12 protein-coding genes are annotated in these 12141 nt (G+C 66.9%); 5 read left to right on the top strand and 7 right to left on the bottom strand.

Annotated elements, in window-relative coordinates:
- Positions 1 to 14 precede the first annotated feature (14 nt).
- From tal to pgl, 5 genes are read left to right on the top strand one after another with little or no spacing between them, the layout of a single operon-like run.
- Positions 15 to 1130 carry a transaldolase gene (gene tal, locus AC1D2F_RS12465; protein WP_476966840.1) on the top strand — a complete coding sequence of 372 codons (1116 nt, stop codon included), beginning with the start codon at positions 15 to 17 and terminating at the stop codon, positions 1128 to 1130.
- A 6-nt stretch (positions 1131 to 1136) separates the two neighbouring features.
- A complete protein-coding gene (locus AC1D2F_RS12460; protein WP_476966839.1) occupies positions 1137 to 2771 on the top strand; it encodes a glucose-6-phosphate isomerase in 1635 nt (544 codons plus the stop codon).
- 15 nt (positions 2772 to 2786) lie between these two features.
- Entirely contained in the window at positions 2787 to 4349 is a 1563-nt protein-coding gene (gene zwf, locus AC1D2F_RS12455) for a glucose-6-phosphate dehydrogenase (RefSeq protein WP_476966838.1), read from the top strand.
- Complete coding sequence (locus AC1D2F_RS12450; protein WP_028275501.1) at positions 4346 to 5287, top strand: glucose-6-phosphate dehydrogenase assembly protein OpcA; 942 nt, start codon at positions 4346 to 4348, stop codon at positions 5285 to 5287. The genes zwf and AC1D2F_RS12450 overlap by 4 nt, the downstream gene beginning before the upstream one ends.
- Positions 5277 to 6089: a 6-phosphogluconolactonase gene (gene pgl / locus AC1D2F_RS12445; protein ID WP_476966837.1), complete on the top strand. Its 813-nt coding sequence runs from the start codon at positions 5277 to 5279 to the stop codon at positions 6087 to 6089. The genes AC1D2F_RS12450 and pgl overlap by 11 nt, the downstream gene beginning before the upstream one ends.
- Here pgl and AC1D2F_RS12440 read toward each other — a convergent pair.
- The 7 genes from AC1D2F_RS12440 to whiA all read right to left on the bottom strand — a co-directional run bounded on the left by AC1D2F_RS12440 (position 6048) and on the right by whiA (position 12132).
- The gene (locus tag AC1D2F_RS12440) at positions 6048 to 6443 is read right to left on the bottom strand and encodes an RNA polymerase-binding protein RbpA (RefSeq protein ID WP_476966836.1); all 396 of its coding nucleotides are present in this window, start codon (positions 6441 to 6443) and stop codon (positions 6048 to 6050) included. The genes pgl and AC1D2F_RS12440 overlap by 42 nt on opposite strands.
- A 117-nt stretch (positions 6444 to 6560) precedes the next feature.
- Positions 6561 to 6818 (bottom strand): preprotein translocase subunit SecG, encoded by a 258-nt coding sequence (gene secG / locus AC1D2F_RS12435; protein WP_229992637.1) that lies wholly within the window; start codon positions 6816 to 6818, stop codon positions 6561 to 6563.
- Positions 6819 to 6866: 48 nt separating this feature from the next.
- A complete protein-coding gene (gene tpiA, locus AC1D2F_RS12430) occupies positions 6867 to 7682 on the bottom strand; it encodes a triose-phosphate isomerase (protein ID WP_229992638.1) in 816 nt (271 codons plus the stop codon).
- Between the two features lie 162 nt (positions 7683 to 7844).
- Positions 7845 to 9071 (bottom strand): phosphoglycerate kinase, encoded by a 1227-nt coding sequence (locus tag AC1D2F_RS12425; RefSeq protein WP_229992639.1) that lies wholly within the window; start codon positions 9069 to 9071, stop codon positions 7845 to 7847.
- Positions 9072 to 9081: 10 nt separating this feature from the next.
- The gene (gap, locus tag AC1D2F_RS12420; protein WP_476966835.1) at positions 9082 to 10092 is read right to left on the bottom strand and encodes a type I glyceraldehyde-3-phosphate dehydrogenase; all 1011 of its coding nucleotides are present in this window, start codon (positions 10090 to 10092) and stop codon (positions 9082 to 9084) included.
- A gap of 266 nt (positions 10093 to 10358) precedes the next feature.
- On the bottom strand, positions 10359 to 10982 hold the full coding sequence (locus AC1D2F_RS12415; protein ID WP_090956088.1) for a superoxide dismutase: 624 nt from the start codon (positions 10980 to 10982) through the stop codon (positions 10359 to 10361).
- Between the two features lie 169 nt (positions 10983 to 11151).
- Positions 11152 to 12132: a DNA-binding protein WhiA gene (whiA, locus tag AC1D2F_RS12410; protein ID WP_229992640.1), complete on the bottom strand. Its 981-nt coding sequence runs from the start codon at positions 12130 to 12132 to the stop codon at positions 11152 to 11154.
- Between the last annotated feature and the right edge of the window lie 9 nt (positions 12133 to 12141).

Below are 12141 nucleotides of genomic sequence, written 5' to 3'. Positions count from 1 at the left end.
CCAGGAGTTATGAAATGACTACCCCCACACAGCAGCTCTCCGACGCCGGCGTCTCGATCTGGCTCGATGACCTCTCCCGCGGCCGCCTGAAGACCGGCACGCTGCGCAAGCTCATCGAAGAGAAGAACGTCGTTGGCGTCACCACCAACCCGTCCATCTTCCACGCCGCCATCACCACCGGCCACGACTACGACGCCGTCATCGCCGCACAGGCCGCCGCCGGCGCCACCGTTGAAGAGACCGTCTTCGAAATCACCACCACCGACGTGGCCGACGCCTGCGACCTGTTCGCCCCCGTCGCCGCGGCTTCCAAGGGTGTCGACGGCCGCGTCTCCATCGAGGTGGACCCCCGCCTGGCCTGGGACACCGCCGGCACCATCGCCGAAGCGAAGCACCTCTACAAGAAGGTCAACAAGGACAACGTCCTGATCAAGATCCCGGCAACCCTCGAAGGCCTCGAGGCCATCACGGCCACCCTGGCCGAGGGCATCAGCGTCAACGTGACCCTGATCTTCTCGCTGGAACGCTACCGCGCCGTGATCAACGCCTTCCAGTCCGGCCTCGAGCAGGCCAAGGACAACGGCCACGACCTGTCGAAGATCCACTCGGTCGCGTCCTTCTTCGTCTCCCGCGTCGATGCCGAAATCGACAAGCGCCTCAACGCCATCGGCACCGACGAAGCCAAGGCACTCAAGGGCAAGGCCGGCCTGGCCAACGCCCGCCTGGCCTACCAGGTCTACGAAGAGCTCTTCTCCACCGAACGCTGGGCCCTCCTGGCCGAGGCCGGCGCCCTGCCGCAGCGCCCGCTCTGGGCCTCCACCGGCGTGAAGGACCCGGCTTACCCGGACACCCTGTACGTCACGGAACTTGTCGCCCCCGGCGTGGTGAACACCATGCCGGAGAAGACCCTCGACGCCACGTTCGACCACGGCACCGTCACGGGCGACACCGTCACCCGCGGCTACGACGACGCCAACGCCACACTGAACTCTCTCGACGCGCTCGGGATTTCGTACAACGACGTCGTCGCCCTGCTCGAATCAGAAGGCCTGGACAAGTTCGTGGCCAGCTGGAAGGAACTGCTGGGTGACGTCGAAGACGCCCTGGCCTCTGCACGGAAGGCTTCCTAACCCATCATGAGCACACTCAGCTACGACGCCACCGGCGCAGCCCGCCAGGCACATGAGCAGCACCTTCCGGCACTGCTGGAGGACCGCATCGCCACCCGGATCTTCTCGAAGGACCACACCCTGTGGGGTCCGGACGCAGAGCAGGAATCGGCTGTCCGGTTGGGCTGGGTCGAGGCGGCTGCCGTCTCCCAGCCACTGGTCAGCGACATTCTGGAACTCCGCGATGCGCTGAAGGCCGAGGGCGTTACGCGGATCGTCCTCTGCGGCATGGGCGGCTCCTCGCTGGCGCCTGAAGTCATCGCGGGCACCGCTGGCGTCGAGCTGACTGTTCTTGACAGCACCGACCCGGAACAGGTCAGTGCCGCATTGGCGGACCGTCTGGCCGAAACGGCCATCGTCGTCTCGTCCAAGTCCGGCTCCACCGTGGAAACTGATTCCCAGCGCCGGATCTTCGAGCAGGCGTTCACGGATGCCGGCGTCGACGCGAAGAGCCGCATCGTCATCGTCACCGACCCGGGTTCGCCGCTGGACAAGGCTTCCAGGGAGGCCGGCTACCGCGCCGTCTTCAACGCCGATCCCAACGTCGGTGGCCGTTTCTCGGCCCTGACGGCCTTCGGGCTGGTCCCCTGCGGGCTGGCCGGAGTGGACATCCAGGCTTTCCTGGATGAAGCGGAAGAAGCCGCCGAGGTCCTCAATGAGGACTCGGAGGACAACATCGGCCTCGCCCTGGGCACCGCCCTGGGCGGCACCAACCCGCTGCGCAACAAGATCGTCATCGCGGAGGACGGGTCCGGGATCGTGGGCTTCGCCGACTGGGCCGAACAGCTCATCGCCGAATCCACCGGCAAGCTTGGCACCGGCGTGTTGCCGGTCGTCGCTGGTCCTGCCTCCCCGGAAGCCACCCTCGGCGCTGCCGATGTCCTCGTCGTCCGGCTCGTCGCGGCGGATGCCGACGTGCAGCTCGGCGAGAACGAGGTCGCCATTGCCGGTGGCCTGCCCACCCAGATGATGGTGTGGGAGTTCGCCACCGCCGTGGCGGGCCGCCTGCTGGGCATCAACCCGTTCGACCAGCCCGACGTCGAGGCAGCCAAGATCGCCGCGCGCGGCCTGCTGGACGCACAGCCCGAGCCGACGCCGGCGAACTTCACCGACGGCGCCATCGAGGTCCGTGGCGGTGAGTGGGTCGCCGACACCGCCACCGCGGAAGAAGCCGTCAGCGCCCTGCTGGCCGAACTTGGCCCGGACAGCTACCTCAGCGTCCAGGCCTATTTCGACCGGCTCGCGTACGCCAGCCTCGAAGGTGTCCGGGACGAACTGGCTGCTGTCAGCGGGCGCCCTGTCACGTTCGGCTGGGGCCCGCGGTTCCTGCACTCCACCGGCCAGTTCCACAAGGGCGGACCCGCGATCGGCGTCTTCCTGCAGGTCACGGCCGCTTCCGCGACGGACCTCGCCATCCCGGACCGGCCTTTTACGTTCGGCGAGCTGATCTCGGCGCAGGCCGCAGGCGATGCCCAGGTCCTCTCCGAGCACGGCCGCCCGGTCCTCCGGCTGCACCTGACCGACCGCTCTGCGGGTGTGAAGCAGCTCCAGGAGCTCGTCACCTCCCTTGCCGGCCAGGCAGCATCCTCCACTGAAAGCTAAGGCACTCACGCAACCATGCCAGAAACCTACAACGGCGGCAGGAACACGGCCGGCCGGGGGCGCAATCCGCTCCGGGACCCCCGTGACCGCCGTCTGAACCGTATTGCCGGGCCGGCATCGCTGGTCCTGTTCGGGGTGACCGGGGACCTCGCCCGCAAGAAGCTGATGCCGGCTGTGTATGACCTCGCCAACCGCGGGCTGCTGCCGCCGAGCTTCGCCCTGGTGGGCTTTGCCCGCCGGGAGTGGGAGAACGAGGACTTCGCCGCGGAGGTCAAGGAGTCGGTCAAGGCCTACGCCCGCACCCCGTTCGATGAGACGGTCTGGAAGCAGCTCTCCGAGGGCATCCGCTTCGTGCAGGGCGAGTTCGACGACGACGAGGCGTTCAAGCGGCTCTCGGACACGATCGATGAACTCGACGAGCAGCGCGGGACCCGGGGCAACCACGCGTTCTACCTGTCGATCCCGCCGAAGGCCTTCGAGCAGGTCTGCCGCCAGCTCTCCAAGCACGGCCTGGCCCAGGCCGCGGGCGACAACTGGCGCCGCGTCGTGATCGAAAAACCGTTCGGACACGACCTCGAATCGGCCCGCCAGCTCAACGACATCGTCGAGTCGGTGTTCCCGCCGGACGCGGTCTTCCGGATCGATCACTACCTGGGCAAGGAGACGGTGCAGAACATCCTTGCGCTGCGCTTCGCGAACCAGCTCTTCGAGCCGCTCTGGAACAGCAACTATGTCGACCACGTCCAGATCACCATGGCCGAGGACATCGGCACCGGCGGCCGGGCAGGCTACTACGACGGCGTGGGCGCGGCCCGCGATGTCATCCAGAACCACCTGCTCCAGCTGCTTGCCCTGACGGCCATGGAAGAGCCGATCTCCTTCAACGCCGATGACCTGCGGGCCGAGAAGGAAAAGGTCCTGGCGGCTGTCAGGCTCCCCCACGACCTCTCCACCCACTCCGCCCGCGGCCAGTTCACCGGCGGCTGGCAGGGCGGCGAGGAAGTCCTCGGGTACCTGGAGGAAGACGGCATCCCGGCCGATTCCAAGACCGAGACGTTTGCCGCGATCCGGGTGGACATCAATACCCGGCGCTGGTCCGGCGTGCCGTTCTACCTGCGCGCCGGCAAGCGGCTGGGCCGCCGGGTGACGGAAATCGCCGTCGTGTTCAAGCGCGCACCGAACCTGCTCTTCCGCGACCACAGCGAGGACGACTTCGGCCAGAACGCCGTGGTGATCCGGGTCCAGCCCGACGAGGGCGCCACGATCCGGTTCGGGTCCAAAGTCCCGGGCACCCAGATGGAGGTCCGCGACGTCACCATGGACTTCGGCTACGGGCACTCCTTCACCGAGTCCAGCCCCGAAGCCTACGAACGGCTCATCCTGGACGTGCTGCTGGGCGAACCGCCGCTGTTCCCCCGGCACCAGGAAGTAGAGCTGTCCTGGAAGATCCTGGACCCGTTCGAGTGCTACTGGGCCGGCCTGGACGAACAGCCCCAGCCCTACGCTCCCGGCAGCTGGGGCCCCGCCTCGGCCGACGAGCTCCTTGCCCGCGACGGACGAACCTGGAGAAGGCCATGATCGTAGATCTTCCCGATACCACCACCTCCAAGATCTCCAAGAAGATCATGGCCCTGCGCGAGCAGGGCGGCGTGATCGCCCTGGGCCGGGTGCTGACCCTTGTGGTCGTCACCCGCTCCGGGCTCGAGGAAGAGGCCATCGAGGCCGCCAACGAGGCCAGCCGGGAACACCCGTGCCGGATCATCGTCCTCGCCGACGCCGGTGCCTCGGCCCCGACCCGGCTCGACGCCCAGATCCGCGTCGGCGGCGACGCCGGGGCCTCCGAGGTCATCCTGCTGCGCGGCTACGGCGAACTCGCCGAGGAAAGCGAATCCCTTGTCGCGGCCCTGCTGCTCCCGGACGCCCCGATCGTGGCCTGGTGGCCGCACGGCGCGCCCAGGAATGCCTGCCAGACCTCGGTCGGTGGCATCGCGCACCGCCGGATCACCGACTCGGCCAACGAAGCGGATCCCGTCGCGGCGCTGGAGAACATCCGCCGCACCTACAAGGCCGGCGACACGGACCTCGCCTGGACCCGGCTGACCAACTGGCGCATCCAGCTGGCCGCGGTCCTGGACCAGGTGGACGACTCGCCGGTCACGGCCGTCGCCGTCGAGGGCGCCTCGGACTCCCCCAGCACCGTGCTGCTCGCGGCCTGGCTGACCCTGGCCCTGGACGTTCCCGTCACGATCGTGGCCGACCCGGCCGGAACCGGCATCCGCCGCGTCCGGCTGACCCGGCCCGGCGGCGACATCCAGCTCTTCCGGCCCGGACTCACCATCGCGGAACTGACCCAGCCCGGCCAGCCCGCGCAGCGGATCTCCCTGCCGCGGCGCAGCCTCAAAGACTGCCTCGCCGAAGAGCTCCGCCGCCTGGACCCGGACGAAGTCTTCGGCGAAGTGATTACTATGGGACTGCCACGTACCAATCTAAGGAGTGTCCGTCCCAGTGAGCGCTGACCCGAGAGTAAGCATCCATCCTGACTCGTCCGTCCTGATGGCTGCGATCGCAGCCCGCCTGATCACCAAGCTCGTGGATATCCAGGACCGGCACGGCGAAGCCACGGTGGTGCTTACCGGGGGCACAATGGGCATCGGCTCGCTGAAGGCCGTGGCCGAATCACCGGCGGCGCCGGCCGTCGACTGGTCCAAGGTGAACTTCTGGTGGGGTGACGAGCGCTTCGTCGCGGCCGACGACGCCGAGCGCAACGCCCGGCAGGCGCAGGAGGCCCTCCTGTCCCATATCAGCGTTGATCCGGCGCGCGTCCATGTGCCTGGTTCCACCGATGAATTCGACAGCCCGGATGAAGCGGCCGCGGACTACGCGCGCCGCCTCGCTGAGGCGGCAGCCGCTGAACACGCCGCGGACATGTCAGACGACAGGCCGGAACTTCCGGCGAGGCTCCCGCGCCTGGACATTGTCCTCCTCGGCGTCGGGCCGGACGCGCACGTCGCGTCGCTTTTCCCTGAGCAGGCCGGCATCCGGGAGAAGGAACTGACTGTCGTGGGCGTCCACAACTCGCCCAAACCGCCGCCGGCCCGGGTGTCGCTGACGTTGCCGGCGATCAATACGGCATCAGAGGTGTGGATGGTGGTGGCCGGCGACGACAAGGCCGGCGCCGTGGGACTGGCGCTGGCCGGCGCCAATCCCGTGCAGGTTCCCGCGGCGGGGCCGCGCGGCCGCCGGGAAACCCTGTGGCTGATTGACGAAAACGCGGCCTCACGGGTCCCGGAGCAGCTCGTCCGGAAGGGCCCGTCCTGAGCGCAGCCGTTCCAGCGCTCCGGCCAGCACGTCTTCGGCGTCCTGGCTGGAGCGCCGCTCTTTAACGTATTCCAGGTGCGTCTTGAAGCCCTCGGTGGGCGCTTCCTCCAGGGCAAACTTTGTTTCGTCGCGGGTTGCGGTCCCGCCGCAGCGCCGGCAGTCCCAGACTCCGGGGATCTGTTCCTCCGGCAGTTGCGCGAACACAAGCGCGGTTTMATGGCCCTTGGCGCACCGGAAGGAGACACGAATACGGGGCTGGCGTACGCCGGCCCCGTTGAGTGGCTCATGGCGGGGAGATGCCCCCTCCGTGGCGCCTACACGGATTCCCTTGAATCCGGAAGCGGAATGCAGCATCGGGAACTCCTTGCTACTTAGCTGGTGGAAGTGTGCAAGACAGCCACAGTGTAGATCGAGAGTTCCCGATGCCGGGAGGGCCATAAGGACCCCATATGAAGTTTTCGGACGGGCGTCCTAGGAATCGGCGCCCGTGCTGAACCGCATGAGCAGGCCGAGGGCGATGATCACGACCCCCCAGGTGATGCCCAGGACGACCGTGAACCGGTTGAGGTTGCGTTCGGCGACCCCGGAGGAGCTCAGGCCCGAACTCATTCCGCCGCCGAACATGTCGGACAGGCCGCCTCCGCGTCCCTTATGGAGCAAGATGAGCAACGTCAGCAGGAGGCTGGTGATGCCCAGGAGAACCTGCAGAATGACATGAAGAACGTCCACGACGGCCTTTCAGAAGAATTGGATTACGGGGGTCAGGCTGTGTCCGGACTAATCCGTCAACAGGTGACTCTCGAACCTGACAATATTAGCAAACTCGGCAGCGTCCAGGCTGGCACCGCCGACCAGCAAGCCGTCGACGTCGCGTTCCTTCAGGATCGAGGCCGCGTTGTTGGCCTTGACCGAGCCGCCGTAGAGCAGCCGGGTCTTGGCGGCAACGTCGGCTCCGAAGAGGGTGGACAGTTCGGCACGGATGGCTGCGCACATTTCCTGAGCGTCCTCAGGGCCGGCAACTTCGCCGGTGCCGATGGCCCAGACGGGCTCGTAGGCGACAACGAGCTCGGCAGCCTGTTCTGGAGTGAGTCCTTCGACGCCGGCGCGGAGCTGGGCGAGCGTGTGGTCCACATGGGTGCCGGCCTGCCGGATCTCGAGGCCTTCGCCGACACACAGGACGGGGGTGATGCCGTGCCGGAAGGCGGCTTGGGTCTTGGCGTTGAGCACGGTGTCGGACTCGTTGTGGATGGTGCGGCGTTCGCTGTGGCCGACCAGTGCGTAACTGCAGCCGAGCTTGGCCAGGAACTGCCCGGAAATATCGCCCGTGTAGGCGCCGGAGTCGAACTGGGAGAGGTCCTGGCCGCCATAGACGACGGCGAGCTCGTCGCCCTGGACAAGGGTCTGGACGCCGCGGAGATCCGTGAACGGCGGGAAGACGGCGACCTCCACCCGGCTGTAGTCGTGCTTGGCGTCGGACAGGGTCCACGCGAGCTTCTGCAGGAGGGTGATGCCCTGGACGTGGTCCATGTTCATCTTCCAGTTGCCGGCGATGAAGGGCTTGCGGTCGAATTTACCGTTGGTTGACGTGGTCACGTGATCTCCAAGAGTGCTTGTTGTATGAGAGCAGCCGACAGGGTGCCCGGCTCCTTGCGGAGGGCACCCTGCCGGCTCGATGGGCTGGCGGCCGGCGCTGTCAGGTCGCCAGGCGGCCGCCGCTGCTTCTAGCGGTCAGCGCTTCTAGCCGTCAGTGCGCTTCTAACGGTCCAGGACGCTCAGTCCGGGGAGTTCCTTGCCTTCAAGGTACTCCAGGCTTGCGCCGCCGCCGGTGGAAATGTGGCCGAACTGGTCATCGGCGAAGCCGAGGGTCCGGACCGCCGCCGCGGAGTCGCCGCCGCCAACCACCGTGAACGCGTCCGTCTCGGTCAGCGCCTGGGCGATGGCCCGGGTGCCGCCGGCGAAGGCCGCGAATTCGAACACGCCCATGGGACCGTTCCAGAACACCGTCTTGGCGCCCTTGATCCGTTCCGCGAAAGCCGCTGCCGATACCGGCCCGATGTCCAGCCCGATGCCCTGGGCTCCGAAGCTGCTCGACTCGATGGCGTCGGCTGCGACGGTCTCGTGCTCGGCGTCGGCGGCGAACTTGGCCGCCACCACAACATCAGTGGGCACGACGAACTCGGTACCGGCGTCCGCGGCCCGCTTCAGGTAGTCCTGCACGACCGGGATCTGGTCCTCTTCGAGCAGGCTGGCCGCTACCTTGTGGCCCGCTGCGGCGAGGAAGGTGAACAGCATGCCGCCGCCCACCAGGATCGTGTCAGCCTTGCCGAGGAGGTTGTCGATGACAGCGAGCTTGTCGGAGACCTTGGAGCCGCCGAGGACCACGACGTAGGGCCGCTGGGTGTCGGCGGTGAGCTTGCGCAGCACCTCGACCTCCGTGCGGACGAGGTCGCCCTGGTAGGACGGCAGCCGCGTGGCGACGTCGTACACGCTGGCGTGCTTGCGGTGCACGGCACCGAAGGCATCATCGACGAAGGCGCCGTTGTCACCGGTGAGGGCGACCAGCTCGTCGGCGAAGGCTCCGCGTTCGGCGTCAGCCTTGGAGGTCTCGCGCGCGTCGAAGCGCACGTTCTCCAGGACTAGCGCCTCGCCGTCCTGCAGCGCGGCGGAAAGCTCCTTGGCCGACCCGCCGACAGTGTCGCCGGCGAGTGCGACCTTGAACCCGGCAAGCTCGGCCAGCCGCGTGGCTGCGGGCTTGAGTGAGTACTTCTCCTCCGGGGCGCCCTTGGGGCGGCCCAGGTGTGCTGTGACCAGCACTCGGGCACCGGCGTCCGTGAGCTTCGCCAGCACTGGCAGGGAGGCCTTGATGCGGCCGTCGTCAGTCACTGTAGAGCCGTCGAGCGGCACGTTCAGGTCACTTCTGACCAGAACGTACCGCCCGCGGACACCATCAGCGATCAGTTCGTTGAGGGTGTGGAATGTCATGAGTCTTACCCTAGCCCAGCTTGGACGCGACAAGCTCCGTGAGGTCCACGAGGCGGTTGGAGTAGCCCCATTCATTGTCATACCAGGACACAACCTTGACCTGGTCGCCGATCACCTTGGTCAGGCCCGAATCGAAGATGGACGACGCCGGGTCGCCAACGATGTCCGAGGAGACGATCGGCTCGTCGGTGTAAGTCAGCAGGCCCCTGAGCTCGTCGGTCTCGGATGCTGCCTTGAGGGCGGCGTTGACTTCAGCGACGGTGGTCTCGCGGGACACCGTGACGGTCAGGTCCGTGGCGGAGCCGGTGGGGACGGGCACGCGGATGGCGTAGCCGTCGAGCTTGCCCTTGAGCTCCGGCAGGACCAGGCCGATTGCCTTGGCGGCACCGGTGGAGGTGGGCACCATGTTGATGGCAGCGGCGCGGGCGCGGCGGRGGTCCTTGTGCGGGCCGTCCTGCAGGTTCTGGTCGGCCGTGTAGGCGTGGATGGTGGTCATCAGGCCACGCTCGATGCCGAAGGCGTCGTTGATGACCTTGGCCAGCGGGCCGAGGCAATTGGTGGTGCAGGAGGCGTTGGAGATGATGTGGTGCGTGGCGCTGTCGTACAGGCCGTCGTTGACGCCCATCACGATCGTGATGTCCTCATCCGACGCGGGGGCGGAGATCAGGACCTTCTTGGCGCCGGCGTCGATGTGCTTCTGCGCATCGGCGGCCTTCGTGAAGAAACCGGTGGACTCGATGACGATGTCGACGCCGAGCTCGCCCCAGGGCAGCTTCGCGGGATCGCGTTCGGCAAGGACCTTGATGATGTTGCCGTCGACGACGATGTTGCCGTCCTTGACCTCAATGGTTTCGGCCAGCCGGCCGCCCACGGAGTCGTACTTGAAGAGGTGAGCGAGGGCTTCCGGGCTGGTGAGGTCGTTGACCGCAACGATCTCAAGATCTGCGCCCTGTGCGAGGGCGGCGCGGAAGTAGTTGCGGCCGATACGGCCAAAGCCGTTGATGCCAATACGGGTCGTCACGTTTTCAGTCTCCTTGGTGCTCTTGCGAGCACGACTAGTTGAGAAGGCGTTCAAGCCAACTAACAGATCCCGCACGCCATTGGGCAGAGATAATTACCAGATCGGAGGGCGACCAGCCACATTGCTGAAGGCTAACCGCCTTCCGTGATCCATCTTACGTTTAACCGGGACTGCCCCCGCAAGTGCAGGGGCAGTCCGTCCACATTTCGGGCCGAACGGCCCGTAATGTGAGGTTTGTTACAAACGGAAGTCGATCCCGTCACCCCTTACAGGGTAATGAGACCCGTCGCGTTCTTGCGGGCGGCGTCGAAGCGCTTGGCGACGTCGGCCCAGTTCACGATGTTCCAGAAGGCCTTGACGTAGTCGGCCTTGACGTTGACGTAGTCCAGGTAGAAGGCGTGCTCCCACATGTCCAGCATCAGCAGCGGGGTGGTGCCGAGTGCGACGTTGCCCTGCTGATCGTAGAGCTGCTCGATCACGAGGTTGCCGCCGATGGGCTCGTACGCCAGGAAGCCCCAGCCGGAGCCCTGCAGGCCCAGCGCCGCTGCGCTGAACTGGGCACGGAACGCGTCGAACGAGCCGAAGGCGTCGTCGATGGCCGCAGCGAGCTCACCCTCGGGCTTGTCGCCACCGTCCGGGGAGAGGTTCTTCCAGAAGACGGAGTGGTTGATGTGGCCGCCGGTGTGGAACGCGAGGTCCTTGGAGAGGCGGTTGATGTTGGCGAAGTCGCCCTTTTCGCGCGCCTCGGCCAGCTGGGCGAGGGCGTTGTTGGCGCCGGTCACATAGGCGGCGTGGTGCTTGCTGTGGTGCAGCTCCATGATCTTCGCGGAGATGTGCGGTTCCAGCGCTGCGTAGTCATAGTCGAGCTCTGGCAGTACGTACTCGGTCACAAAATCCTCCAATGTCGTGGACGGGTTGTCCGGTTTGGTAACTCTCGGATTGTGCATCCGGATGCGGGGCATCCGGAAGATTTGCGGTGGGATCCAACGGCAACAACCCGCCGCGGTTCCCGGGTATTTCCATTCCCGGTATTTTCCTGCTGTTGATTCTAGGGGCGGGCTAGTCGTCGAGCATTTCCGGCGTCACATTGGCTTCCGTGCCCGGGATGCCGAGATCCTGGGCCCGCTTGTCCGCCATGGCCAAAAGCCGGCGGATCCGGCCGGCAATGGCGTCCTTGGTCATGATTGGGTCGGCCAGGCGGCCAAGCTCATCCAGGCTGGCCTGCTTGTGCGCGACCCGCAGCTCACCGGCGTACTTGAGGTGGTCCGGGACGTCGTCACCCAGGATTTCGAGGGCGCGGTCCACGCGGGCACCCGCGGCGACGGCGGCCTGCGCTGAACGGCGCAGGTTGGCGTCGTCGAAGTTGGCGAGCCGGTTGGCCGTGGCGCGGACTTCCTTGCGCATGCGGCGTTCCTCCCAGACCATGAGCGCATCGTGGGCGCCCATGCGGGTCAGCAGCGCGGCGATCGTGTCGCCGTCGCGGATCACCACACGGTCCACTCCCCTGACCTCGCGGGCCTTGGCCTGGATGCCGAGGCGGCGGGCGGCGCCGACGAGGGCCAGTGCCGATTCGGGGCCGGGGCACGTGACTTCCATGGCCGAGGAGCGGCCGGGCTCGGTCAGTGAGCCGTGCGCCAGGAAGGCGCCGCGCCAGACAGCCTCCGCGTCCGCGGCGGAGCCGTTCACCACTACGGACGGAAGGCCCCGCACGGGGCGCCCGCGGGCGTCCAGGAGTCCGGTCTGGCGGGCCAGGGCCTCACCGTCGCGCACCACGCGCACCACGTAGCGGCTGCCGCGGCGCAGGCCGCCGCCCGAGACGACGATGATCTCGCTCTGGTGGCCGTATACCTCGGCGATTGCCGCGCGCAGCCGCCGGGCGGTCGAGGCGAGGTCGACTTCGGCCTCGATCACAATCCGGCCCGAGATGATGTGCAGCCCGCCGGCGAAGCGGAGCATGGCCGATACCTCGGCCTTGCGGACCGAGGACTTCTTTATATCCAGACGGGAAAGTTCTTCCTTGACTGATGCTGTCAGTGCCATGGCACCTTT

The organism is Arthrobacter sp. P1_B3 (genome assembly GCF_056406615.1).
Note: the sequence above shows the minus strand (reverse complement) of the source record. Positions and strands in the feature narration are given on the sequence as shown.